General features: G+C 39.1%; 25 protein-coding genes and 1 riboswitch. Of the genes, 7 read left to right on the top strand and 18 right to left on the bottom strand.

Annotated features, from left to right (window positions below):
- Positions 1 to 16: 16 nt before the first annotated feature.
- The 3 genes from R6U77_RS14990 (at position 17) to R6U77_RS15000 (ending at position 2,136) form a co-directional block, all read left to right on the top strand.
- A complete protein-coding gene (locus tag R6U77_RS14990) occupies positions 17 to 295 on the top strand; it encodes an acylphosphatase (RefSeq protein WP_293928364.1) in 279 nt (92 codons plus the stop codon).
- Between the two features lie 141 nt (positions 296 to 436).
- Entirely contained in the window at positions 437 to 1,078 is a 642-nt protein-coding gene (locus R6U77_RS14995; protein WP_293929347.1) for a 5-bromo-4-chloroindolyl phosphate hydrolysis family protein, read from the top strand.
- Between the two features lie 2 nt (positions 1,079 to 1,080).
- Complete coding sequence (locus R6U77_RS15000) at positions 1,081 to 2,136, top strand: toxic anion resistance protein (RefSeq protein ID WP_319836260.1); 1,056 nt, start codon at positions 1,081 to 1,083, stop codon at positions 2,134 to 2,136.
- A 41-nt stretch (positions 2,137 to 2,177) separates the two neighbouring features.
- Here the strand turns inward: R6U77_RS15000 and R6U77_RS15005 are convergent, their stop codons facing one another.
- The 4 genes from R6U77_RS15005 to R6U77_RS15020 all read right to left on the bottom strand — a co-directional run bounded on the left by R6U77_RS15005 (position 2,178) and on the right by R6U77_RS15020 (position 5,067).
- The gene (locus tag R6U77_RS15005) at positions 2,178 to 2,375 is read right to left on the bottom strand and encodes a DUF6501 family protein (RefSeq protein ID WP_293929343.1); all 198 of its coding nucleotides are present in this window, start codon (positions 2,373 to 2,375) and stop codon (positions 2,178 to 2,180) included.
- Positions 2,376 to 2,678: 303 nt separating this feature from the next.
- A complete protein-coding gene (locus tag R6U77_RS15010; RefSeq protein ID WP_293929341.1) occupies positions 2,679 to 3,413 on the bottom strand; it encodes an amino acid ABC transporter ATP-binding protein in 735 nt (244 codons plus the stop codon).
- The gene (locus tag R6U77_RS15015; protein ID WP_319836261.1) at positions 3,410 to 4,147 is read right to left on the bottom strand and encodes an amino acid ABC transporter permease; all 738 of its coding nucleotides are present in this window, start codon (positions 4,145 to 4,147) and stop codon (positions 3,410 to 3,412) included. The genes R6U77_RS15010 and R6U77_RS15015 overlap by 4 nt, the downstream gene beginning before the upstream one ends.
- A 71-nt stretch (positions 4,148 to 4,218) precedes the next feature.
- Positions 4,219 to 5,067: a transporter substrate-binding domain-containing protein gene (locus tag R6U77_RS15020; protein WP_293929337.1), complete on the bottom strand. Its 849-nt coding sequence runs from the start codon at positions 5,065 to 5,067 to the stop codon at positions 4,219 to 4,221.
- 116 nt (positions 5,068 to 5,183) lie between these two features.
- A riboswitch (Lysine riboswitch) is annotated at positions 5,184 to 5,370 on the bottom strand.
- A 144-nt stretch (positions 5,371 to 5,514) separates the two neighbouring features.
- Between R6U77_RS15020 and R6U77_RS15025 the strand changes: the two genes are divergently transcribed.
- Entirely contained in the window at positions 5,515 to 5,781 is a 267-nt protein-coding gene (locus R6U77_RS15025; RefSeq protein ID WP_319836262.1) for a hypothetical protein, read from the top strand.
- 150 nt (positions 5,782 to 5,931) lie between these two features.
- Here the strand turns inward: R6U77_RS15025 and odhB are convergent, their stop codons facing one another.
- The 5 genes from odhB to R6U77_RS15050 all read right to left on the bottom strand — a co-directional run bounded on the left by odhB (position 5,932) and on the right by R6U77_RS15050 (position 14,481).
- Positions 5,932 to 7,173, bottom strand: a complete 1,242-nt coding sequence (gene odhB, locus R6U77_RS15030) for a 2-oxoglutarate dehydrogenase complex dihydrolipoyllysine-residue succinyltransferase (RefSeq protein WP_319836263.1) — start codon at positions 7,171 to 7,173, stop codon at positions 5,932 to 5,934.
- Between the two features lie 69 nt (positions 7,174 to 7,242).
- Complete coding sequence (locus R6U77_RS15035; RefSeq protein ID WP_319836264.1) at positions 7,243 to 10,068, bottom strand: 2-oxoglutarate dehydrogenase E1 component; 2,826 nt, start codon at positions 10,066 to 10,068, stop codon at positions 7,243 to 7,245.
- Positions 10,069 to 10,313: 245 nt separating this feature from the next.
- Positions 10,314 to 11,687, bottom strand: coding sequence for a sensor histidine kinase (locus R6U77_RS15040; RefSeq protein ID WP_319836265.1), 1,374 nt, complete (start codon positions 11,685 to 11,687; stop codon positions 10,314 to 10,316).
- A 3-nt stretch (positions 11,688 to 11,690) separates the two neighbouring features.
- Positions 11,691 to 12,362: a response regulator transcription factor gene (locus R6U77_RS15045; protein WP_319836266.1), complete on the bottom strand. Its 672-nt coding sequence runs from the start codon at positions 12,360 to 12,362 to the stop codon at positions 11,691 to 11,693.
- An 82-nt stretch (positions 12,363 to 12,444) separates the two neighbouring features.
- A complete protein-coding gene (locus R6U77_RS15050) occupies positions 12,445 to 14,481 on the bottom strand; it encodes a diguanylate cyclase domain-containing protein (RefSeq protein ID WP_319836267.1) in 2,037 nt (678 codons plus the stop codon).
- Positions 14,482 to 15,192: 711 nt separating this feature from the next.
- On the opposite strand from R6U77_RS15050, the gene R6U77_RS15055 reads away from it, so the two are divergent.
- The gene (locus tag R6U77_RS15055) at positions 15,193 to 15,741 is read left to right on the top strand and encodes a GNAT family N-acetyltransferase (RefSeq protein ID WP_293929324.1); all 549 of its coding nucleotides are present in this window, start codon (positions 15,193 to 15,195) and stop codon (positions 15,739 to 15,741) included.
- Positions 15,742 to 15,792: 51 nt separating this feature from the next.
- Here the strand turns inward: R6U77_RS15055 and R6U77_RS15060 are convergent, their stop codons facing one another.
- From R6U77_RS15060 to R6U77_RS15075, 4 genes are all read right to left on the bottom strand, one after another.
- Positions 15,793 to 16,875: an undecaprenyldiphospho-muramoylpentapeptide beta-N-acetylglucosaminyltransferase gene (locus R6U77_RS15060; protein WP_293929322.1), complete on the bottom strand. Its 1,083-nt coding sequence runs from the start codon at positions 16,873 to 16,875 to the stop codon at positions 15,793 to 15,795.
- 300 nt (positions 16,876 to 17,175) lie between these two features.
- Positions 17,176 to 17,877, bottom strand: coding sequence for a CAP domain-containing protein (locus tag R6U77_RS15065; protein WP_319836268.1), 702 nt, complete (start codon positions 17,875 to 17,877; stop codon positions 17,176 to 17,178).
- 275 nt (positions 17,878 to 18,152) lie between these two features.
- Positions 18,153 to 19,055, bottom strand: a complete 903-nt coding sequence (locus R6U77_RS15070) for a CobW family GTP-binding protein (RefSeq protein ID WP_319836269.1) — start codon at positions 19,053 to 19,055, stop codon at positions 18,153 to 18,155.
- A gap of 50 nt (positions 19,056 to 19,105) precedes the next feature.
- A complete protein-coding gene (locus tag R6U77_RS15075) occupies positions 19,106 to 20,617 on the bottom strand; it encodes a lmo1851 family serine protease (RefSeq protein WP_319836270.1) in 1,512 nt (503 codons plus the stop codon).
- A 173-nt stretch (positions 20,618 to 20,790) separates the two neighbouring features.
- On the opposite strand from R6U77_RS15075, the gene R6U77_RS15080 reads away from it, so the two are divergent.
- Positions 20,791 to 21,153, top strand: coding sequence for a hypothetical protein (locus tag R6U77_RS15080; RefSeq protein WP_293929314.1), 363 nt, complete (start codon positions 20,791 to 20,793; stop codon positions 21,151 to 21,153).
- A 3-nt stretch (positions 21,154 to 21,156) separates the two neighbouring features.
- Here R6U77_RS15080 and R6U77_RS15085 read toward each other — a convergent pair whose 3' ends face one another.
- The 5 genes from R6U77_RS15085 to R6U77_RS15105 form a co-directional block, all read right to left on the bottom strand.
- Positions 21,157 to 21,771 (bottom strand): DUF2238 domain-containing protein, encoded by a 615-nt coding sequence (locus R6U77_RS15085; RefSeq protein WP_406601108.1) that lies wholly within the window; start codon positions 21,769 to 21,771, stop codon positions 21,157 to 21,159.
- A gap of 127 nt (positions 21,772 to 21,898) precedes the next feature.
- On the bottom strand, positions 21,899 to 22,363 hold the full coding sequence (locus tag R6U77_RS15090) for an immunoglobulin-like domain-containing protein (RefSeq protein WP_319836272.1): 465 nt from the start codon (positions 22,361 to 22,363) through the stop codon (positions 21,899 to 21,901).
- 6 nt (positions 22,364 to 22,369) lie between these two features.
- Complete coding sequence (locus tag R6U77_RS15095; protein WP_319836273.1) at positions 22,370 to 22,819, bottom strand: hypothetical protein; 450 nt, start codon at positions 22,817 to 22,819, stop codon at positions 22,370 to 22,372.
- Between the two features lie 143 nt (positions 22,820 to 22,962).
- Positions 22,963 to 23,667, bottom strand: coding sequence for a purine-nucleoside phosphorylase (deoD, locus tag R6U77_RS15100; RefSeq protein ID WP_319836274.1), 705 nt, complete (start codon positions 23,665 to 23,667; stop codon positions 22,963 to 22,965).
- A gap of 91 nt (positions 23,668 to 23,758) precedes the next feature.
- On the bottom strand, positions 23,759 to 23,983 hold the full coding sequence (locus R6U77_RS15105) for a YozE family protein (RefSeq protein ID WP_319836275.1): 225 nt from the start codon (positions 23,981 to 23,983) through the stop codon (positions 23,759 to 23,761).
- A 124-nt stretch (positions 23,984 to 24,107) separates the two neighbouring features.
- On the opposite strand from R6U77_RS15105, the gene R6U77_RS15110 reads away from it, so the two are divergent.
- Complete coding sequence (locus tag R6U77_RS15110) at positions 24,108 to 25,898, top strand: methyl-accepting chemotaxis protein (RefSeq protein WP_319836276.1); 1,791 nt, start codon at positions 24,108 to 24,110, stop codon at positions 25,896 to 25,898.
- The last annotated feature ends 447 nt before the right edge of the window (positions 25,899 to 26,345 follow it).

Consider the following 26,345-nt stretch of genomic DNA (forward strand, 5'->3'; position numbering starts at 1 on the left):
GGAGTGTCGATTCACGATGAAACGTGCACGTGTGATATTTTCTGGAGATGCTACTGGAACGGGACATCGCTTTTTTGTTAAACAAAAAGCACTTGAGCTTGGCTTAAAAGGTTATTGCGTATTAAATGAACAAAATAATATCGAAGCCGAGATTGAAGGCACTACTCCCGCTGTAGATGAATTTATTCAATTTGTTCAACAAGGTGTGAGCCTACAAGCGCAATCAAACCGTTTTACATTGGAAGTTTTTGATGACTTAAAAGGCTATAAAACGATGAAAACAGATATTATATAAGCTTCGGTTTGTAGACAAAGTCAGCAAAGGCTTTGTCTACATTTATTTTCATCCTTTTCAACGTTAAAATTTGAAGGTGGATGAAACTTTTTGTCAGCTAGCTCGTATTTAGTAGTAACAATCTATTAAGGAGGTACGAAAATGCTTAGCACAATGAATTTTATCAATCGACATGGACTAAGCTTAATCATTAGCTTTGCTGTATTTATTATCACAGTGATTAATTTTGATTTAGGCATTTTTATCGTGCCGCTGTTAACCATCACAAGCTATTATGCAAGTAATAAAGGGATGTTAGCATGGCAAAAGGCGAAGCGCAGCAAAATGCTTGGCTTAACACGCTCAGAATATAGACATATTGAACACCATCTTAAACAGGCAAAAAGTGAATCAACACAGCTTATGCAGCAATATGTGCGCGTCCGCTCTGTACGTTCATTTAAATTAATTAATGAAATGAATAAGCTCGCAAAACGCATTATCAATATTGTGCAAACAAATCCGCAAAAATTTTATGCGGTGGAGGATTTCTTCTATTCTCATCTGCCATCTGCGGTACAATTAATAGATAAGTACACATTATTAACAAAAGAGCAAGTTGGCGGAACAGATATCCATTTAGCATTAGAGGAAACACGCAAAACGCTAAAGGAGCTTTATGTCACAATGGAAGATGACTTAAAGCTTGCATTAAGCTCAGATATTGAGCATTTAAAGCTTGAGCTTGATTTTGCAAAGCTTGAAAACAAAAAAAGGAAAGATCGTTTAATCGGTGGTGAATAATCATGCAACAAAATCCATTTGAAGCATTTAAAAATGCGGGAAGTCGCTTTGCTGAAATTGCTGAAGGGGAATTTCAGCTAGCGCAGGAAAGTTATTCTGTCAGCCCTCTTTACGCCGCACTGAGCCAGCATGATAAAGGCCGTGCACTTACTTTAGCTGGAGAATTAAAAATTCATGTATATGAAAACGTGCTTGCTTTTGGCTTACAGGCGCAGCAAGCACTTCGTGATTTTACAGCAAATATGGCAGTCCATATTCATCGCAAAGATCATAGTAAAGTCGGCGAGGTGCTCTCACAGCTCATTTCTTATTTAGAGCAAATTAACCCCGATGCGCTTGTGCAACAGGAAAAAGGCTTTTTAAGTAAGCTTTTTTCTAAGCAAAAGCAATCGACACAGGAGGTCATGACACATTATAAAAGGCTAAGCAAGCAAATTGACCGCCTTGCCATTCAGCTAGAGCATGCTCAAATGGGTTTATTGCGTGATTTTAAGCTATTAAATGATTTATATTCGTTAAATGAGCAATACTTTACAGAAATTAATGTTTATATTGCAGCAGCTGAGCTGAAGCTAGCAGATGCGAAAAAGAATCTGCCTTCCGTTGAGCCGACAGACCCGATGGAACTACAGCAATTAAACGACAAAAAAATGGCGATTGAATGGCTTGATCGCCGCTTATATGATATGCAAATATCGCGTGAAATTGCCATTCAGGCAGCGCCACAAATTCGCTTAATGCAGCAAACGAATCAGCTATTAATCGATAAAATACAGGCATCTGTAATGACGACGATTCCGATGTGGCAAACGCAAATTTCTACGCTGTTAACAATGAATCAGCAGCGTCGTGTAGCGGAAGCACAGGATAAATTAATGCGTGCCTCTGATGAGCTTGCACGTAAAAATGGAAAAATGCTACAAATGAAATCAAAGCAGGCAGGCATTACACATGCAGATATCGACCAATTTAAGCAAACGCAATTAAGATTAGTACAAGATATTGAAGAAACGTTGCGCGTCCACGCAAAAACAAATGATGTTTTTGAATCTATCTAAAAAACGAGACCAAAGCCTTTAGGGACTTTGGTCTCGCTTTTTCATTCAAAGTAATCTTTATAGTAGCCACCGACATTGCCTGTGTTGTCTACTACAAAAAGAAATTCCTCTGTTTCATTTTTCACTTCGTACTCTTTGCCAACTGTTAGCACATTTGACACTAAATATTTTGCGGCATTCGTATGCACACATTTTACAGTGCGAATCGTTGGTGCTTCTTTCCATTTCAAATGTAACATGAACGCAATAACCTCACTTTATCTACATAACATTGATTTCTTTATTATTTTATATGATTTTTTGCATGAATGATAGCATTTCGCCTAAATAATTATCATCTTTGCCCTTTTTATAGCACTTGTTTGAAGCGAACTTATGGGCATGTTAAAATCATAAATGAGGTGAATACTATGTCAAGCATACCAAGCTGGTTTTGGGCTTTAGCTATTGCATTTGCAATTATTTTCGTCATCGTTTCCGAATGGAATTCAAGACGCTAACTTTACATAGCGGAATAATCAATTGCGCTGAGGCGTAGTTGATTATTTCAATGTACGCTTTAAAAATTCCTTCGTGCGCTCATGTTTCGGGTTGACTAACACTTGTTCTGGGCGACCTTCCTCGACAATAACACCTTTATCCATAAAGACGATACGGTCAGCCACTTCACGTGCAAACTCCATCTCATGTGTTACAATCAGCATTGTATTGCCTTGATCTGCTAGTGTACGCATTACTTTTAATACTTCCCCTACCATCTCAGGATCAAGTGCTGATGTTGGCTCATCAAATAGCATAACATCTGGGTCCATCGCTAATGCTCGCGCAATGGCTACACGCTGCTTTTGTCCACCCGAGAGCTGACGCGCCTTCGCATTTTTATACTTTGCCATTCCAACGATTTCTAAATATTTCATCGCATTATCAATCGCCTCTGCCTTGCTGCGCTTTAGCACTTTTTGTTGACCAAGTGTACAATTGTTCAACACATTTAAATTATTAAATAAATTAAACTGTTGAAATACCATACCTAAATGTGTGCGGTATTCCTCCACATTATGCTGATTGTCTAAAATATTTTCACCATTATAAATGATGCTGCCACCAGAAGGCGTTTCAAGTAGATTGACACAGCGAAGCAATGTCGATTTCCCTGAGCCAGAGGAGCCAATTAAGCAAACAACCTCCCCTTTTGCTACCGAAAAATTCACATCGCGTAACACCTCATGAGAGCCAAATGATTTGCTTAAATTTTTAATTTCAATTACCGCTGTCATTGCACTTGCCCCTCCCGTTCTTTATCTACTTGGTAGGCATCTGCCCCATCGATTTTGCGCTCGATAAGACGCAGAATCCGCGTTGCCGTAAATGTCAAAATTAAATACATCAAGCTGGCAATTAAAAAGGCTTCCGCATATTTAAAGCTCGCGCCTCCAATCGATTTCGTTTGGAAAAATAGCTCCGTCACACTAATAACACTTAGCACGGCAGAATCTTTAATATTCATGACAAGCTGATTGCCTGTTGCAGGTAAAATATTGCGTATCACCTGAGGTAAAATAACGAATACCATCGTTTTAACGTGATTCATGCCAATTGCTTGGGCTGCTTCATATTGCCCTTTATCAACAGATACAATTCCACCACGAACAATTTCAGCCATATAAGCACCTGTATTTAATCCAACAACAACAAGTGCTGCAACAAAGCGATTCAGCTCGATGCCATATGCCGCTAATCCATAAAAGACAACCATCGCCTGTACAATCATTGGTGTACCACGGAAAACTTCCACATAACAAGTTAAAATAAAATTAATAATTTTTAATAAGATCGTTTTCAATGACCATGATTTTGATTTCATTGGAATCGTATGCATAATACCGATAAACAATCCGATAAACGCACCAATAATTGTACTAATAATGGCAATTGCGATTGTCATGTAAGCGCCGCGCAAAAACATCGGCCAGTTATTTTGTAGCATCACTAGCACCGTTTCAAACTGCATAAAATCCCTCCTTCTCCTTCAAGAAATTGTCTGAAAAGCGATATGCTTCTCAGACAATTAGCTTGCCATTGTTATTCAGCAGCTGGCTGATTAGCAATTGCCTCTTCCATTAACTTTTGACGGTCATCCTCAGAAATGCTTGCTAATACTTCATTCATTTTCTCTGTCAGCTCATAGCCTTTACGTACACCAATCGCTACATCTGTTGCACCTGGGTCTGTTTCAAAGCCATCTTCTAGCTCTGCATATGCAAAGTTTTCATTTGCCATTGCAGCGGAAATCGCTTCAGGGCGTTCTGCTACGTAGCCGTCAATTACACCTGATTGAACAGCAATACGCATTGCAGGGAAGTTATCCATTGCTACTTCCTTTTTCACACCAGGAATTTGGTCGATTACTAAATAGTTCGATGTATTTAGCTGTGATGTGATTTTTGCTCCTGAAAATTCAGCTAATGTTTTGGCATTTTCATATGGGCTGCCTTTTTTCACAACGATAACGAAATCAGATGTGTAGTAGTTTGATGTGAAATCGATTGATTGCTTACGCTCTTCCGTTGGGCTCATCCCTGCGATAATTGCATCTACAACGCCTGATTGTAGTGCTGGTACTAAACCATCCCATTCTGTTTTGACAATTTCAAGCTCCAAGCCAAGCTCATCTGCGATTTTTTTCGCGATTTGCACATCGTAGCCCCCCGCATATTCCGCAGAGCCACTAATTTTTACTGCCCCATTCGCGTCTGTCTGCTGTGTCCAGTTGAACGGTGCATAGCCTGCCTCCATGCCTACTTTCAATACTTTTTTACCTTCTTCGCCGCCTTCTGATGAAGCGTTTTTGTCGTCGCTACCCGTGCCACATGCCGCTACAATAAGTGCAGTTAGCATGGCCACAAGCATCATCATTAATTTTTTGTTCATCGTAAATTGCTCCTTTTCTTTAGTTTTTAGGCTTTATTTTATACAAAAAAGCGACCTAAAGAATTTTAGGTCGCTGCCATTTAATAAAATAAAAGCCCAAATCCTCTTAGTTCCATTGATGAGATAGCACAACTTGAGTAAGCTGGAAAGAAATACTCAAGACAGTCCTGCAGTTATTCACTACAGACCCAGCATATCGGATAAGAGCCTCCCGATACACTTCGGCGATATTTCCTTCTTTTCCATTTCACTGTTGCTCAAACTCCATGAAAAACTATTAAATACCGCGCCTCTACCCCACTTGAACGTGAGGCATTACTTATAAAGTTATTAGGTAAATGATATACTACGAAATTACTATTGTCAATATGATTTATGCTGGTTTAACTTGGAAGTAGCTTAATTTGATATAATCATCATTAAGGGCTTGATGGGAGGTTAAATAGTGTGAAGAAGAAGAAGAAAATTAAAATCAAAACCATTATCGGATGGACATTTTGGAGTTTAGTAATGGGGTTTTGTTACTATTTACTATGGATAAGAAGAGATTTAGATATGGATCAATCACTTTGGTTTCAAATTGTTAGTGTAATCTGTTGGTCATTAGTAGCTTCTATGGCTTTTCAGCAAAAAAGATATTTGTGGGCGTTTATTCCTGCTGGATTGGCAGGGCTTCATTTATCGAATATCCTTTTAGTATACGTTATTCGATGAGCGAATTCGGCGATTGGTTGAGCGAGTTTGCATGTTCGTTGAGCGAATTTTGGCATTGGTTGAGCGAATTTCATTATTCGTTGAGCAAATCGGGACTTTTTCCTCATAAAAAAGCAGCCAGACAAAGCGTCTGACTGCTTTCATTTTCAATTATGAGTTTAATAATAAATCTTCTGGGTTCTCGATTAATTCTTTTACTGTTTTTAGGAAGCCTACAGAATCTTTACCATCGATAATACGGTGATCATATGATAATGCCACGTACATCATTGGACGGATTTCGATTTCGCCGTTTACTGCTACTGGGCGTTGAACGATTGAGTGCATACCTAAAATACCAGCTTGTGTACCGTTCATGATTGGTGTTGACATTAATGAGCCGAATACACCACCGTTTGTGATTGTGAATGAGCCGCCTGCCATGTCGTTTAAGCCTAATTTTTTATCGCGTGCTTTTTTCGCTAAGTCTGCGATATCTTTTTCGATGTCTGCAAAGTTTTTAGCGTTTGCATCACGCACAACTGGTACAACTAAGCCTTCTTCAGTTGATACGGCAATACCGATATCGAAGAAGTTGTTTAAGTGAATTTCGTCACCATTGATTTGTGCATTTACGTAAGGGTATTTCTTAAGTGCTGCAACAACTGCTTTTGTGAAGAATGACATGAAGCCTAATTTAATGTCGTTTTCTTTCACGAATTGGTCTTGCTTGCGTTTACGTAATGCCATGATGTTTGTCATGTCGATTTCGTTAAATGTTGTTAACATCGCTGTTGATTGCTTCACTTCTAATAAGCGTTTCGCAATTGTTTGACGACGACGAGACATTTTTTCAATTGTTACGCGATCTGTTTCTGCTGCTGGAGCAAAAACAACTGGACCGTTATTTGTTGCGATTGGCGCTGCTGCCACTGGTGCTGTACCATGTGCTGCTACGTCTTGTACACGCACGCGACCTTGTGGGTCTACTGGTGATACAGCTGCTAAGTCGATACCTTTTTCACGTGCTAATTTACGTGCTGCTGGGCTTGCTACTACACGTTCGTTTGATGTTTCAACAGCCGGTGCTGGTGCTGCAGCAGCTTTTGGTGCTTCCTGTGCAGGAGCAGCTGGCGCTGGTGCCGCTTCTTGTGCTGCTGGCGCTGGCGCTGCGCCTTCGCCTGCTTCTACAACGGCAATCACTTGTCCAACAAGCACTGTGTCGCCTTCTTCAGCTAAAATTTGTGTTAATACGCCTGCTTCTTCTGAAATGATTTCTGCGTTTACTTTATCTGTTTCTAATTCAACGATGAATTCGCCTTTTTCTACGCGATCTCCAACCTTTTTCACCCACTGGGCAATTGTACCTTCTGTAATCGATTCTGCTAATTCAGGGACTTTAATCTCAGCCACTTTCATTTCCTCCTTTAAATTGAGAAAGGCTAACGGAGAGCCTTTCTCGCCTTCTTCAACATTATACTATTATTTTACTTTTGCTGCTTCTGTTACGGCTTCCGCAATAATTGCTGCTTGTGCTTCTTTATGTGCATCTGCATCACCCTCAGATGTTGCGCTCATTGCAGGACGACCTACATAGCGTAGTTTTTTACCTTCTGAAAGCTCATATAAGCTTTCGATTGCATAATTCCAAGCGCCTTGATTTTTCGGTTCTTCTTGTACCCAAACAACTTCCTTCGCATTTGGATATTTTGCAAGTACCTCTGCAATTTGTGCACTTGGGAATGGATATAATTGCTCCACACGCACGATGTGTATGTGATCATAGCCTTCTCCATCTTTTACGCGGTCTGCTAAATCAATCATCACTTTACCTGTACCTAATACGATGCGCTCTACTGCCTTTGCCTTCGTACCTAAGCCTGGTTGCTCGATAATTTCTTGGAATGAGCCGTTAGCTAATTGCTCTGCATTTGCCGCTGCTAATGGATGACGCAATAAGTATTTCGGTGATGCCACAACAAGTGGACGTACACCTTCCGTACCTAATAAAGCAGCTTGGCGGCGCAATAAGTGGTAGTAGTTGCCTGCGTTTGAGCAGTTTGCTACGAACCAGTTATTTTCAGCAGCCATTTGTAGGTAACGCTCGATACGGCTTGATGAGTGTTCAGGACCTTGCCCCTCATAGCCGTGTGGTAGAAGCATAACTAAGCCAGACTTTTGCCCCCATTTTGCACGCGCACCTGAAATAAAGTTGTCGAACATTGCTTGTGCCATGTTTGCAAAGTCACCAAATTGCGCTTCCCAAATAGCTAATACATTTTCTTTTTCCAGCGTATAGCCATATTCAAAGCCAACTACGCCTGCTTCTGTTAGCGGTGAGTTGTATACAGAGAATGATGCTTTTGCATCTTGAATATGGTGCAATGGCGTAAATTCGCTGCCGTTGTTTTTGTCATGTAGCACTAAGTGACGTTGTGAGAACGTACCACGCTGTGCATCTTGCCCTGTGAAACGAATTGGTGTGCCATCTTGCAGCAATGTTGCAAATGCTAACGTTTCTGCATGACCCCAATCAATTTTGCCAGTTTTAAATGCGTCACGACGCTTTTCTAAAATTTTGCCTAGCTTATTTTGTGGCTCAAAGCCTTCTGCAAATACTAATAAATCTTCGTTAATTCCTTGTAAACGCTCCACGCTTGTCGTTGTGTCTACTTGTGGGAAGTCCACTTTTAACGCTTCTGGCATTTCAAGATGCTTATGCTCATCCTTCTCTGCCATTTCTTTCACATGGTCGTATGCCGCTTGCATTTCTGCATATGCAGCGCTATCAAGAGCTTTCAGTTGTTCTTCTGTTACTAGCCCTTCTGCTACTAATTTCGCACCGTAAAGCACACGCACTGTGTCGTGCTTCGATACAAGCTTATACGTTTCAGGATTTGTTACTGTTGGATCATCTGTTTCATTATGACCGTGACGGCGGTAGCCGATTAAGTCAACGATGATGTCCTTACCGAATTTTTGACGGTATTCTGCTGCAAAGCGTCCTACTTGTGCAACCGCCTCAGGATGATCTGCGTTGACGTGAATAACTGGAATATCATAGCCTTTTGCAGGGTCTGATGAATAAACAGATGAACGAGAATCATATAGCTCTGTTGTAAAGCCAATCATATTGTTGGCAATAATATGGATTGTACCGCCTGTTGTGAAGCCCTCTGTTTTAGCAAAGTTCATCACCTCTGTTACGATACCTTGACCAGGGAATGCTGCGTCACCATGCACTAAAATGCCTAAACCAGAAGTAGCATCATGCTTCGCTGAGCCGATTGCAGATACATCATCCTGTGTTGCGCGCGTTGAGCCTAGCACAACTGGATTACCGATTTCTAAGTGAGACGGGTTATAGGCAAGCTTCACAGACATACCTGATTCACGCGTATAAGATGCACCCATATGGTACTTTACGTCACCAGACCAGCCTTTTGTAATTTGTAAGCGACCATGCTCAGGCATAAATAGTTCATTTGATACGTGAGCAAAATCAGAGAACATCATGTCATATGGCTTGTTTAAAATATGTGTTAACACATTTAAACGACCACGGTGCGCCATACCAATGCGTACATTTTTCACATTTTTCGCTTCTACTGCTTTTAAAATTTCATCAAATAACACGATTTGTGTATCTAAGCCTTCTCCAGAGAAACGCTTTTGTCCTACAAATGTTTTATGAATGAATTTTTCAAAGTTTTCCACATGTGTTAAGCGGTCTAATAGCGCTTTCTTTTCTTCAGTAGTTACTGCCTTTGATAGCGCACCTGATTCAATTTGTTCCTGGAACCATTCGCGCTCTTCCACTGTCCCTATATGATTGTATTCGAAGGCAATTTTATCTGTATAAACAGATTTTAAATAAGCAATCGCATCGCGACCATTTTGCACGCCTGCTGGTACATTTTTGAAGAATACAGTAGCTGGAATTTCAGCTAAATCTGCTTGGCTTAAGCCAAATGTGCCTTCATCAATTTTTGCTGTATCAAGTGCGCGGTTGTTTAATGGGTAGATGTCCGCAGCTAAATGACCGTATGTTCGGATGGATTCTGCTAATTTGATAGCAGCTAATAATTTACTAAAATCTGCTTGTGAAGAAACTGCTCCTCCAGTTACAGCAACTTCAACTCCACCTTCCACTACGACAGGTGCCCCGTATTGCTGGAACAATTCAACTAAAGCTGGTTCTACTTCTTCGGGAGATTGTAGAAATAAGTCGTATTGCTCCATGACATAACCTAAGTTAGGGCCTGCAAACGCTGACCAAGGGGAACCATGTAATACATTGTTCGACATGAAAATAACCTCCAAATTTTGCCTGCATGGCAGTTCCATTTTAAAATAAACATTTCTTGGCTCTCTACTACCTAAATGATAGCTGAACCTATTTATTTTTGTATACTTACATTCAATGCTTTTCAGCAGAGAACATTTTTCCACTTCAATCTTACTACTCTCAACAAAAAATACAACTATTTTTCAATAAATAAGCTAAATTTTTAGCGAACTTTAGAAAATCGAAACCATCTAACCGAAATTCCTCACTTTTTCAAAGGAATCTTTAACAAAAATGTTGTTCCTTGCTGAATTTCGCTTTGTACTTTCAGCTCTACATGATATTTTGCTGCAAGCATTTTCGTAATGCTTAAGCCGAGTCCTGTTCCCCCACCATTTTGTTGACGTGATGCATCGACTCGGTAAAAGCGATCAAATATAAATGGCAAATGCTCCTTTGCAATCCCTATACCATTATCCTGAATTTCGATATAAAAGCAACCATCAATTTGTGCTGTAGAAATACGTATTTTTGGTATAGATTCATTATAACGTATGCCATTTTCAATAATATTGCGCAATATTTGTGCAAGCGCTTCAGGTGAAATAGCTAATCGCTGCTGCGATAATTCCTCCACATGGAATTGCGCATTTGGATAGACCATTGCTAATTCATGAATGACTTGTGGCAGTACAGCGCTCACGTCCACCTCTGAAGTGTCGATAGCTTGCTCTCTTCTTGCTAGCTGTAAAAGCTCTTCAATCATTTTTTTCATTCTTTTTACTTCCATGAGTGAGCTATCAATGGATTCATTTAAAATTTGTGGGTCATCCTTGCCCCAGCGTGCAAGCAACGACAAATGACCTTCTACCGCTTGAATTGGTGTGCGCAATTCATGGGAGGCATCTGCCACAAATTGCTGTTGCTGCGTAAAGGAAATGTTCAGCTCCTCCAACATCGAATCATACATTTGCAGCAAATCACCGATTTCATCATCTGCCTGATATGTGAAAGCTTCACGCTCCTTTAAGCCTTTATCGCGCACAGATTGCATCGAATCACGCAATTGCTGAAGCGGACGAATTAAACGATTTGCTAAATAAAAGCTGATAAAGGCAACGAGCAGCAATGCGCCAACACCAACAATGGCCATTGTCGTCAGCACATATTGCATCATTTTATGAAACGTTGTAAGCGGATGTATTAACTGCATATAGCCTTGAAACGGTCCTATTTGTACAACACGTTCAATAATATAAGCATCGTCCGTTTTGCGCATCACTGTATTCAGCAATTCTTCGTAGGTTGCAGTTGTTGGAACGACTGGTGATACATCATTAAACGACAGGATTTGAATACCATCAAAATTCATAATACGCACCGTTTGCTCCTGCTTGCCAATCGTGTTGCTCAACCTTTCCTCTAGCTGCTGAATCGTTGTCGTTGGGCTAAGCGTTTCAAAAAAGGAGCTCATATCGTCCGCTGATCGGAGTGCACTGCGTTCCTCATTGTTTAGTAGCCACGTATGTAAGGAAATATATAAAATAAGGCAAATAAGTACGTAGCTAATAAAGATTGTCGTAGCGGTCGACAGCATCCATTTCTCTTTTAGCGACATTCGATTAAATAATTGTTTCATTGTTTAGCCTCTCATCACATAGCCTACACCACGCACCGTTTCAATATAAGGCTGCTCTGTCGTTTTCAGCTTCGTGCGTAAATGGCGTATATAAACATCCACAACGTTTGTCTCGACTTCGCTATCAAAGCCCCATACAGCCTCTAAAATGCGCTCACGCGTGCAGACTTTATTTAAATTTTGCGCTAAAAATACTAGCAGGTCATACTCAGTTTTCGTCAAATCTAGCCTTTTTTGTTCAAATGTCACCTCATATGCTTCCATATCGATTTCCAAGTTGCGACAAATTAGAAGCTTGTCCGCCATTGTTTGATTGCCCGTACGGCGCATGATGGAGCGAATGCGTGCAAGCAGCTCCTCAATAGCAAATGGCTTCACGATATAATCATCCGCCCCTGCATCAAGCCCTGCCACACGATCCATCACGGCATCGCGAGCGGTCAATAAAATAATAGGCACTTGCGACTGCTGGCGAACTCTCCTACATACTTCAATACCATTGAGCTGTGGCAGCATCACATCAAGTAAAATGCAGTCATAGGGATTGGCTAGCGCCTCTGTCAAACCTTCCCGCCCATCAAATACGCATGTTACATCAAATTGCTCATGCTTTAGCTCCAGTTCAATAAAGCGTGAAATATTTTTTTCGTCTTCTACTAATAATATTTTTTTCATATTGTCTCACCTCTAAAAAATGCCCTAAAGGCTCCATAAAAAGCCTTTAGGACATTTTGATGGATAGCCGCTTTGACTATCCTTATTGTACGTCATCATATATTTTGAAGCCATTTTTTTCAACTGTTTTTGCTTTATATAATGCTTTATCCGCATTTTCTAGTAGCGATTCTAATGTCGTCGCATGGTCTGGATAATAACTAACACCAATTGAGACAGTTGGCTTGAAATGGTTGCCCTGAATATCTGCTCCTAGCTGTAAATTATGCTGAATACGTGCAATGATATCCTGTGTCATCCTTTTACGCTCAGCTTCTATAATCGATAGCTCCGCTAATATAACGACAAATTCATCGCCTCCTACACGTACCGCAAAATCGCTTGAGCGAATGCTTGCTGCAATGCGCTCACCTGTTAGCTTAATAAATTCATCTCCAACATCATGACCATATTGATCGTTAATGGATTTGAAATTATCGCCATCAATATAAAGAACAGCGATGGAACGCATATTATTTTGGGCGGCATTCAGCACGCGAGGAAACTCCTTTTCCAAATATCTTCTATTTGGCAGCTGTGTTAAATTATCATGATATGCCATGAAGCGCAAAGAATTTTCCATTTTTTTACGCTCTGTTATTTCGCGTGATACCATAATAATTTGAAAAGCATTTTCTTTATCATTCTCTTTAGCGGTCTGATATTTCCCCTCAGTCCAAACAATATCGCCATTTTTCGTCTGTAAGGCCAGCTCTATCGTCATATCGTTGCACTGCATATTTTTCAACTGTGAACGCCAAATTACCTCGCTTTCCTCTGTTAAAAATGATGCATAATTTTGGCCAATCAATTCGTCCTCTGTATATTGGAATATGCGAATATAGGATGGAGAAACATATTGAATGGTTCCATCCATATCCATAATCACGATAAAATCATTCATGTTTTCAGTAATGATCCGAAATGTGCGTTCATTATTTTGTAATTCAATCATTAAACGCTTCTTTTCAGATACACTGTAATTTACTGAAAAGTAGCTATCGATTTCCCCAGCGGCATTCGTTAATGGAATAATGGTTGTATCTACCCAATACGTTTCCCCTTGCTTTGAGCGATTGCAAATTTCGCCTTGCCAAATTTCACCGCATCGTAATTTTGCCCACATATTTTCTCCAAATTCAGGCGGATGGTAGCCCGAATCTAATATGTCGTGCGTTTGGCCAATTAGCTCTTCTCTCGCATAGCCTGTGCGTGCAGCAAAGCGGTCATTTAAATCAATAATTTTTCGGTCGACATCGATAATGGATAATTCAATCGCATTGTTAATTGCATTTTTAATAATCGCTAAGCCATGCGATGTTTCACGTAGCTCTTTTTGCTGCTCAATAAAATCCGTTACTTCCTGCAAAATTAAAAATATTGCAATAACATCACCATTTTCACTTGTGAAAGGCGAAAATGTGGCTGTGAAGCTTCTCGTTTGATTTGCTTTATCAATGAATTTCACAATTTTGGAAGTAAAATTATCACCGTTTTGCGCATCGTTTAAATAGCTTTCCCATTCTTTTACATACGGTTCTTGAATGAGGGGCAAGCTTAAAAATGATTGACCTTGCATCTTTGCTAAGCAAATGCCAAAATCATCGATGAAGCGTTCATTTGCCTCTAAAAATTTTAAATCGCTCGATATTAACACTGTTGATAAGAAGGTTTTAAAAAATATGGAGCGCATAAATAAATATTTATCCTGTAAATCTCGGTCAAAGGCTATTTCCTTTGCAATGCCTAAAATAAACACTTCGCCCTCAGAAAATATCGGAAAAACTGTCGTTTCATGTTTACGTACTTCATTGGTATAATAGTCATAATCTTGAAAGTTTTGTTGCTCTTTTGTAGTTACCGCTAAATTATAATATTTTAAAATTGTTTCTGCTAAGTTTTGGGGCATAATTTCGGAGACCATTTTCCCATTTGGCTCCATTTCAAAAAGATGGCGTGCTGCTGTATTAACATACAAATATTCAAAATCCTCGCCCTTTTTTTTCATAAAAAAGACCATATCTTTACTATCTTTAAATATTATATTAAATTGGTTTTCCGAAAGAAATGGCTGTATCATCCTTTATGACACCTACCCTACACTTAGTCTATATCGTTTATCTTTATAAAATCAATTACGCCTCATCTTACTCCCGTCCAGATTTTTGCGACCATGTTTCTAGTAGAGGTTAACCTAAATCCATCATATCCTATGGAGGTGGGAGTTGTACTTGATGCTATCCTTTCGATACAAAAAGAATCTATACAGAAAAGAGCTGCTGAATCATGATACATTTATACAAGATAGAAGCTTTTCACTACAAAAACTGCAATTGTAAATGTATTATAGCAATATTTATCACTTGGATGTACATATTTTCATAAAATACGTTATGTACAAAAGATGATTTTCTTTGCAGAATAATACTTTTCAGATAATTAAGAATAAAAAGACTTTTTCGAGCTATTTTTTGTTTTTTCGAGTTAAACACTTGCATGAATGACCTGTCATATTATATGATATTTTACGAAAATATCTTTTCATTCAGCACTTGTTGAGCTGCTAGAAAATTTCTAGCAAATCACTTGTATTGCTATAACCGTTTACAGTTGATAACGGTTATTTTTTTCCCCTAATTATTAGTATTAGCAGGAATCGAATTTCATATGCAAAGTAGCGAATAACTAAAGGTTGTAACATAGTAAGATGTCTAGGTTATATAGGAGTTAAGTTCGAAATGCATGCCTTGTGATTTTTTTACCTATACTCTTTTTAAAGGAGGCGTTTCGCATGCTGAAACACCGTGATGTACATGAAGCAACTGAACTTTACCAACTATTGAGCCATCCATCTGTTTTTCCTTACGTTCGCCAAAAAGCAACATCCGCTGAAGAATATTTATTTATGACAAAGCAACTAATCGAAGAAGAAGACGCTGGCATGACCATTTCGCGTACAATTGTCGATGAATGGGGACAGCCAATCGGAACAATTAGCCTCTATGATATTCAAGACGGTGCAGGCTTTCTTGGTACTTGGATTGGTCAGCCGTTTCAAGGAAAGGGCTATAATCAAAAAGCAAAGTTATTGTTTTTACAGGAGCTTTTTTTCAAATATGATTTCCATACTGTGTTTTTACGCATCCGCCAAGAAAATAGTCGTTCCAAAGCCGCTGCGTTGAAGCTACCCTATGTAGCTTGTGCAAAGGACACACATCCTGCTCTTTTAGAGCAAATTAATCGCGGAGAGGCTCAGTTTGATTTATTCAGCATCTCTAAAGACTTATTCTACTTAACAACAGCACATGTACAAATGGATGCTGAGGAACAAGCAATGTAACGATAAAGCTGACACACCGCGAATGTGTCAGCTTTTTATTTTTATTAACTATCAATTGTTTCCGTATTGTGTAATGAGCACGACCATTTCATCAGGCGTTTTCGGGCGCTCCGCATCAGCCATGGCATCAATCATTTCATTTTCATGTGCTACAAGGTAACGCAATGCCTCGCTGAACGATTGCTTTGTTAAAGCCTCCTCCTCCAGCACATGGGCAAACTTCTGCTTTTTAAATAAATTAGCATTTAAAATTTGGTCACCACGGCTTTTGCTAGCTGATAATGGAATGAGCAGCATCGGCTTGCGTAGCGCAAGAAATTCAAAAATAGAGTTAGAGCCAGCACGTGATACAATATAATCTGCGGCATGCAGTAAATCAGGCAGCTCTGTTGTCACATATTCAAATTGCTTGTAGCCTTGTAAGGCAGTTAATGATGTATCTACATTGCCTTTTCCGCATAAATGAATAATATTGTAGTCCACTAGCAAATCGGTTAAATTCATGCGTAATGCCTCATTTAACACAACGGAACCTAAGCTCCCCCCCATCACAAGCAATACTTTTTTGGACGTTTGCTCGAAGTGGCATAACGCTAAGCCTTTTTCTCGTGACCCTTCAAATAATTGCTGGCGAATAATGGAGCCTGTGCATGTCGCCTTGTCATTTGGTAAATGCTGCATTGTCTCTTTAAATACAGTGAAAATATGTGAGGCAAATGGCAATGCTAGCTTGTTTGCTAAGCCTGGTGTTACGTCCGATTCGTGCACAACGACAGGTACATTCGCTAATTTCGCTGCCATAACAACAGGAACCGATACAAAGCCTCCTTTTGAAAAAATAACTGCGGGCTTTACTTTGCGAATAATGGCAAAAGCTTGGCTAATACCATATAAAACGCGAAATGGATCTGTAAAGTTTTTGACAGAAAAATAGCGACGCAATTTCCCACTTGAAATGCTATGATACGTTATTTCAGGGAAATTATTGCCGATTAATTCCTTTTCTATGCCATCATAAGAACCAATATAATGAACTTCATATCCTTCTTTTATTAACGAAGGAATAATGGCCTCATTCAGCGACACATGCCCTGCGGTTCCTCCACCTGTTAAAATAATTGTTTGTTGTTTCACATCAATTCCCCTATCTTTCAAGCATATATTTAAACATTTTTCATTTATTTTTTATAATAAAACAATTTACAACAACTTATTGTACTATATGCAACTTAAAAGATATAGATGATATAGAGAATTTTGCAATTATCGTCAAGTGCTACATATAGTGAAAAGGTGTTAAGAAAGGTTTGGCCTTTCTTAACACCCTATGCTTTAGATTATTTTGATGAAAATGCAACAATTCACTCATTAAAAATGAAAGAATGTCGAAAAGCTACGCATTTGCTCGCTTTTCTGACATCCTTCCTTGATGCATTATTTTTGAATAAATTGTTGTGTCCAGTAGTTACCGTTTGCTACATAACCAACACCAATATGCGTAAATTGTGCATTTAAAATATTGGCACGGTGACCTGGTGAATCCATCCAAGCCTTCACGACTTCTTGCGGTGTGCGTTGCCCTTGTGCAATGTTTTCTCCTGCACTTTTATACGTAATACCAAGTGCTTTCATACGGTCAAATGGTGAACCGAATGTTGGGCTCGTATGTGAAAAATATTTTTTGCTTTGCATGTCCTGCGATTTTTCACGTGCTGCTGCCATCAGCTGATCATCCATTTTAAATGGTGCTAAGCCTGCTTTTGTACGTTCAGCGTTCGTTAACTTGACAACCTCTTGTTCAAAGGCACTAACGCTTGAATTTACTGGAGCAGATGGCTTTTCTGTGGCCGGTGGTGTTGTTGGAACAGATGGTTTTTCCACTACCGGTGGTGTTGTCGGAACAGATGGCTTTTCTACTACAGGCGGTGTTGGCACCTTGTTTGACCATTTGTTTCCTTGTTGTTTTGGCATAATGATTTGCCATTTATGATTTGACCATTTATATACGACTTGACAATTTGTTGCTTCCTTCGATGGTACTTGTTTCCCTTCAGAAACATTTGCTGATGCAGACGCCATTTGAATTGGTGCTGCTAATAAAAAAGTTGCAAAAACGGCTGTTAATGTTTTTTTCATTTTGCAATTCCTCCTTCATGCAACTAAGCATACAAGCAAGAATCGCCGCATTTTTCGCCAAGCTTTACCAACCTATCCATCTACATTAAAATTTACTGAAAAATCTATGTTCATTATCGCTTTAATGAGGAAGCATTTGCCACTCTATGAAACACTTACCCTTGAAAGGTGGTTGACAGTTTACAAATTAGAGAGTTATTTAGATGACATCAAGAAATAGCAGGCTATTAAAAATAACCAGATTACAAAAATCGTAATGAAGAATTTTTTCAATACTACTCCTCTCCAATCACTTGAATGTTCGCAATATTTTCACCGATAATCACAAGCTTCGGCTCCATTTTAATATACTCTGGCAGCCATTGCACCATGCCATATGCATATTGAAACAGCATCGGGTTGCGCACGCCTGTAATCGGGACATAGCCCTTCATTCGATAAATAGTTTCAGGCAGTGAGCGCACCCATGCCTCGAATTCCTCCTCGCTAAAGCTTTGTGTAAACTGGATTAAACGCGAGCCGAGATTAAAGCTTTCACCGATTTTTGCTGATACAATACTTTCCTTAGTAGGCTGCACCATCGACTGCATTTGCTGTAAAAACTTAATGGGCACGCGACCATTCGTTGTTTGGAGCAGCACCGCACGTGGATTAAAGCTTTGCAATTCATAGACAACCTGCGCCTGCTCTTCCTCTGTTAATAAATCAATTTTATTGGCAAGTAGTACGTGCGCATGGCGAATTTGTTCCATAAAAAGAGAGCGAGCCTGTGGAGATAATGTAGCACGATTGAGCCAAAGCTTGCTATCTGCCACTGTCACAATACCTTTAATATTTAGCTGCTCTGCAAAAATAGGTGAAAATACTGCATCAAGCGCCTCTACTGGATGTGCTGCGCCTGTCGTTTCAATTAATAGCACATCAAACTGTTGGTCGAATAATAATGATTGAATTTGTGCCTCGGTCTTTTCCGCACCTGTACAGCAAATGCAGCCTTCTAGCATTTCTTTTAATGGTACATCCTCCTCTACTGCCTGTGAATCAAATGCTAGCTTGCCTAGCTCATTCATAATAACCGCAGGCTTCAGCCCTTGCTCCTTAAATTGGCGAATAACATCTGTTAATAACGATGTTTTGCCACTTCCTAAAAATCCACTTAATAAATAAACATCCTTCATTTTTTCACACCTCTAGAAAAAGGGCTGACCATATATGGCCGCCCTTTATTTTATTCTTTATCTGTTGTTTCTTCCGTTGTTGGCTCTTTGCCAGTTAATAAGCTTTTCGCTTTTAATAGCTGCGGATCATCTGCGCGTAATTTTTCACGTAAAGCATCCATTAAGGCATACGTTGTTTTGCCTGTTAAAATACCCGTTTCCTCTAGCTCACTTGCTTTTTGGAACTCCTTGACAGCAGCCTCTGTCTCTTCATCAAACAGATTATCTACTGTGCCTACTTGATAGCCTAGCACTTCAAGCATTTGCTCAGCTGCATTGACAAGCTTCGAGTTTACTTCTAATTTTAGCTCTTCCTTTGGATCAATGTATGGCAATGAAGCATATGGTGCCGTATCTACATCAACATCTGGCTCAATACCTTTTTCATTAATCCAAGTGCCATTCGGCGTTAGCCATTTACTCGTCGTAAATTTCAAGTTCGCACCATCTGGTAAATCAGCCACTGTTTGTACAGTTCCTTTACCGAATGATGTTTTACCGACAACTTTCGCACCAGCTGACTCCTGTAATGCGCCTGCTAAAATTTCAGAGGCAGATGCACTACCTTCATCAATTAGTACTGTAACAGGAACATCGAATTTCTTGCCACCTTCTGCAACCATTGCCTCAGGGTCTCCTGTGCGACCTTGAATTAATAAAATTGGCTTGCCCTCTGGTACAAAGAAGTTTGAAATATCTAGCGCTGCTGTTAAATAGCCCCCTGGGTTTTGGCGCACATCTAGCACGACACCTTTCATCCCTTGTTGCTCAAATCCAGCTAAGCTACGTGCCACTTCTTCAGCTGTTTGCTCACTAAATGATGAAATTTGAATATGAGCAATTTTATCATCGCCCATTTCGCCATGTACTGTTTCGATTGGAATATCATCACGGACTAGCTTCATTTCGATTGGCTCTTCATCTCCACGCTGAATCATTAGCGTCACAGATGTACCTTTTTCACCCCGAATTAGTAAAACTGCCTCTGAGGCGCTCAAGCCTTTTACGCTTTCACCATTAACGGATAAAATTAAATCCTTTGGTAAAATTCCCGCTTTTTCAGCAGGCGAGTTTTTAATTGGTGATACGACCATAATGTAGCCATCTCGCTCTTGAATTTCCGCACCAATTCCTTGGAAGCTTGAAGATAAGCTTTCATTAAAGTGTGCAGCTTCTTCGCTGTTCATATAGTCTGAATACGGATCGCCAAGCGCATCAAACATTCCGTTAATTGCACCATGAATGACTTCCTCATCATCTATTTCAACATAATAATTTTCTTTTAATTCATCAAATGCATCATAAAGCTGTTTAAATTCTGTACGTTCAATAGGTACTTTAACTTCCACTATCTTTTCTTCCCCAAATGTTAAAGCAAAAATCGTTAACCCTGCTGTTACTAAAATTGTCAGGAACATCAGCATAATAAATTTAAACGGCTTAATTCGTATATATTTACCAGCAGGCTTCTCAGGCTGCGGCTGTATGTTTACCTGTTCCTCAGTTCGTTGTTGTTCATCCATTACTTTCACCACTCTCATTTTCCACTATGTACGGCACACTATACCTATCTTAACAGTTTATACAGTCTTCGAAAAGCTTAGACGTTTATTTTTTTATTTAGTTTCACAAAATGTGGAATTTTTTGTACAATGATTCAATAAAGAAGGAAAACACATGCTACGGAGGCTCAATAATGTTTAAAAATTTTCGTGAAGAAATGAAAAAGGAAATAGCAATCGCTAAAGAAGATTTAGCGAAGGATACTTTTAAAGTCTGGCAAGTTGACTATAATGGACATGTCATTCGTGTTGTCAACACGATAGCAGAGGAAACGCTTGCGATTAATAATGAAATTGTTGACCGCAAAGGGCGTGACAGCATATTCAAGCAATGGATGCCTTTCGTTACACTGCGTGGTAAAATTACTGAATCGGATGGTACTGTGTCAAAGGTAGCTGTAAAGCTCGGTGGATTGGTTACATTGAATTGCTGCATAAAAGTAAATGGTACAGTGCTGTTAAAAGAGAAACATAAAATTCCACTAGGCTTAAAATAATATTTACACTCGCTTTTTTTGTAACATACGGTCATGAAAGTGGCTTAGCAATAAAGTAGCTAAAATCGCTCCTAAAAAGGCAAATGTCATGTCCCACTGAGCATCCCATTTATCGCCCTGCATGCCGAGGAAATCCTTCGATGTTTTACTATGTGGCGCAATTTTTGTGCTCAGCCATTCAAGTATTTCATAAAGAGCCGCGATCGCTAACACTATACTAACTGAAATCGTTGATAGCCAAGCTCCTCGCGTTAGTGGTGTAAAATGCAATAATATTTCACGCAGGACAATGGCAATAAGCCCTTTAAAAAAATGACCAAATCGGTCATAGTTATTACGCTTTAAATGAAATTCCTCCTGTAACCAATTGAACAAAGGAACCTCCTCATACGTATAATGACCACCAATAAATGTAAGAATCGATAAAAAGGCAATGATGCAGTAGGAGAATGTCGTAAAGCGAAATTTAGAGTAAGTGATTAGTAAAATAATGATTATCACTACAGCAGGGCCTACTTCAACAAGCCAACTTGTATAGGAAAATGGTCGAATCGCTGACCATAGTAAAACAATTGCGACAATAACTAATAACGCGCTATGTATTTTATTCACCTTCAGCACCTCCTAAAAGGAGTATGTTTTTAAATGAAGGGAATTATACTTATAGTTATTTAGCAAATGAAGTTAGTCATTTATTTTTTCAAATTAGAAGCGTTGTGCCATTAGTTTTTCACAAATAGCAGCTTCACTCCACGGTAAACTCAGCAACCAAATGATATTTATCATAGCCCCCAGCGTTTCTAAAATCCACTATTTCTTTCGCTATACGATACTCACCATGATCTAGGCTTCCATAGAGCCAACCCCAATCAATTTCCACTTCTCTTACATTAAACGAAGCTAAGCTATAACCAATATCCGTAAAAGCATGATTTCCCCCTATTGCAAATGGAACTTGGTACCATTTCCCTTTGATTTTCTTTTCCAATAAAAAATCTGCACCGTAGGTAATTTCCTTGTCAGAGTTATTTTCAAGGATGACTGTCAAGCCAGTAGCAGATACTGCTCCCTCCTTGGCAATCATCGTTACGCCGTCAAGATTGTTGATTGCTTCGAATTTTGTCGGTTCTTCTGTTGAATCTTTTTGTTTTTGAGAACAGCCAGCTAATGCAAGGTATATTGCTGTCACTATTAAAAAAAGTTTTTTCAAATCGGTTTATTCTCCTGGATATTTCTTAGTATAATATTCAATCCCTTGTGAATCCTTAATTGTTCGAGGTCCTATTTTTTCAAATGCTAACGTAAGTTCATCGTCAAGCTTTATATAATATTTTAAACCGTCTGTTTTTATTTCAGCATTTTCATATATCTTTTCGAACCTTTTATGAGGCTCAGCTAATTCTTTTTCTAACACCATATCTAAATCAGTTGTATCTGTCGGTAGTTCCTTCAGCCATGTCCCACTAATCATTACACCTGCATCTGTCCAAGTAATCAATTGATTCAATTTATTTACGTAACCACTATGATGAAAATCCGATGCATCTGCTACCATTTCGCTATCCATATTAGTTTGCTCTTTAGTTGCTTTTTCTTCATCAGAACAAGCAATTAAAAAAGCGCTTAATAACATTATTGGCAAAATGCTAAAAAATTTTTTCATCATCTATTCCTCTCCCTCCTATTCTATACGCCTCAAAATACAGAGGGTTTCAAAAAATTCAATTATTCACCAAGTTTTCTTAGTGCAAATCAAAAAGCAACCGACGTATTTTAGCGTCAGTTGCTCTATTTTCTGTTAAATACTAATTACTCTTGAATCGCTGCTTCAAGCGCCACAACAATCATATCATTGAAAGTCAATTGGCGTTCTTCTGCTGATGTTACTTCACCTGTTAAAATATGGTCAGAAACCGTTAAAATTGCTAATGCTTGGCGACCGTATTTTGCAGCTAATGTGTAAAGTGCAGCTGCTTCCATTTCAACAGCTAATACACCATAGCGTGCTAATTTTTCGTTTTGGTTTTCTTCTGAGTAGAACATGTCAGCAGTCATAACATTTCCTACTTTTAAGCTTAAGCCAGCTTCTTTTCCTGCATTGTATGCATTTAATAATAAATCGAAGTTTGCGATTGGTGCATAGTCAATACCGTTGAAAATGATTTCGTTCATTTTCGAATCTGTTGTTGCAGCTTGTGCTAAAATAACATCACGCACTTTTACGTCTTGTTGGATAGCGCCACAAGTACCTACACGAATTAATTTTTGCACACCGTACTCTGCCATTAACTCATTCACATAAATTGAAATCGATGGCACACCCATGCCTGTCCCTTGAACAGATATGCGCTTACCTTTATAAGTACCTGTAAAGCCGAACATGTTACGCACTTCGTTATAGCATGTTACATCCTCTAAAAATGTCTCAGCGATGTACTTTGCACGCAAAGGATCTCCTGGAAGTAATACGATGTCTGCGATTTCACCTTGATTTGCATTAATATGAATACTCATTACTATATCCCCCATTTCATCATTTCTCACTTCACATCATACTTGTTTTACGCTTTTTTCGCAAGGTTAGACGTCTTGCTTTTAATAATATTTATTCACTATATTTTTCTTCATATAAAGACCATAGTTCATCAAATGTTGAGGCTGATAAAAGATCATCGCCTTGCATTTCAATATATTGTGATAATTCCTCAAAAGATGTCGACATTTTAGGAAAGCTGGAGTCATGAAAGCTAGCTTCTGCAAACTGCGCCTTTGCGTCATTCGCAGCTCCCCCACGGTATGTTAAAATGTAAGAATAAAATGATTTTTTCAAAAATTTCTCTCCTTTTTATTAAAATCTACTTCACAAAGCGTTTACATATAGGTAAACTGAAATAAGAATGAATAATTTATCCTATAAAAAGTTGGTGACAAAATTGCTATTAAAAAGGAATAAATTGAAAAAAGTACCCAAAGCAAAATTATTTACAAAACGAAAAACGAAGCGTCAAGAGCAGGACCCAGTTGATCGCAAAAAGAAAGCAAGATTTTATCAGCTTATTCGCGGACGAGTATTGTTAATTTTCTCGCTATTATTAGCTATTATTTTCGCTATGCAATTGCTATCGTATACTAATATTACTAAATTACAAACAAGCTTGCGAGATTTTGCTGACGAAAATTTGCAGCAGCAAATTCAAATTAATAATTTAGCAAGCGATATTGCGAAGCTGTCGAGTCATGAACAAACATATTTGATTACAGGAAAAGAAGAAATTTTGCAGGACTACGAAAAATCGAAAACAAGCATTAGCACGAATCTCGATGAGCTACAAGTGATTTTGGCTAATCATGAGGAGGCTGCCAATACCCTCGCTTCCATCAAGCAGCTTTACACCGTTTATTTAACACATTCTCAAAACATGATTGATACACGTACAAAATACGGCTTTGAAAATGCGCAAAAGTTAATGCAAAACGGTGGTGGACAATCATTAAAGGCTTATATTGATGATTATTCTGTGCAATTAATCGCTTTATTAGAAACAGAAAATGAAAAATTGATTAAAGAATTAGAGAGCTATGCCAATAATTCTAAAATATCCTTTTTATTTTTAGCGATTATTGCGATGGCTTTGACGATTACATCTGGTTACATATTGTTTAAATCCATTCGTCGCAATACGCATTCCATTAATACATCCATTTTGGATATTGCCAGCACAGGCGGTGATTTAACAAGACGTGTACGCGTGAAAACAAATGATGAATTTGCTCAAATTGCCGATTCAACTAACCTATTAATTCAATCTATTTCGACACTTATTAAGCGCGTTTCTGGCTTAGCAGAAAATGTTTCAGGCAGCTCTCAGGAGTTGATGGCATTGGCAGATGAAAATGCACGTATGATTGATTCGATTGCCAATTCTACACACGATATTGCTAGCGATAGCAATACAATCATTCAGAAAATGGGACAGGCGGCACAAAGCATGCAGCTGCTTGAACAAGCCATTCATGACTTAAATGTCGAAGCTGCTGAGGTACGACAGGCTTCTGAGGAGATGCGCACTGTCGCACGTAATGGTAGTGAATCAGTGAACCACTCCGCAAATGTTATGATGGATATTGAAGAAACGATGGCTAACACAACGACAACGGTGGAGGCACTCGGTAAAAAATCTGGTGAAATCACTTCCATTATTAGCACAATTACAGGCATTGCTGAGCAAACAAATTTACTTGCTTTAAATGCGGCGATTGAGGCGGCGAGAGCTGGTGAGCATGGCAAAGGCTTTGCAGTTGTGGCAGATGAGGTACGCAAGCTAGCTGAGCAATCGCAAAGTGCGGCGAAGGAAGTTACAGGTATTATTTCTTCTATTCAAACTGAAGTGAAATCGATTATCGCACAAAACCACGAAGGCGTACAATCCGTTATTCGCGGTGTTGAAGTGGCAAACGAAACGAACGCTTCACTTGATAAAATTTTACAGCAGACAGAGCGTACGTCAGAAATTATTAGTCGTATGGCTGAAAAAATCAATGGTACATTGGACTATAGCGATGCGGTTAGCTCTTCCTTTGTTGAAGTAAATGCTATCGCTGAGCATACTGCCTTTAGAACGGAAACAAGCGCTTCTGCTGCTATGCAGGGCTCCGCATCTATGGAGGAAATCAATGCTGCCGCTTCTGAATTAGCGACACAGGCAGATGATTTACGTAGCGTTGTTGGGGAATTTAAAATATAATCAAAAGCTCTTGTTTGAAAAATGGTCTAAAGCACCACTACTCAAACAAGAGCTTATTTCATTTACTAGTTAAAAAGAGAAATTGTTCGTCATTTTGCTATTTTATTTGCGCTTTCTCTCATTTATTTGCAACTTTGCCTTTTTATTGGCGACTTCTCCAACTTATTGGCGACTTTGCCCTTTTTATTGGCGACTTCTCCAACTTATTTGCGGCTTTGCCCTTTTATTGGCGACTTCTCCAACTTATTTGCGGCTTTGCCTTTTTTATTGGCGACTTCTCCAACTTATTTGCGACTTTGCCTTTTTATTGGCGACTTCTCCAACTTATTTGCGGCTTTGCCCTTTTTATTGGCGACTTCTCTCACTTATTTGCGACTTTGCCCTTTTTATTGGCGACTTCTCTCACTTATTTGCGGCTTTGCCCTTTTTATTTGCTAGTTTTCTCAT

It is taken from the genome of Lysinibacillus louembei (genome assembly GCF_033880585.1).
GTDB classification, from domain to species: domain Bacteria; phylum Bacillota; class Bacilli; order Bacillales_A; family Planococcaceae; genus Metasolibacillus; species Metasolibacillus louembei.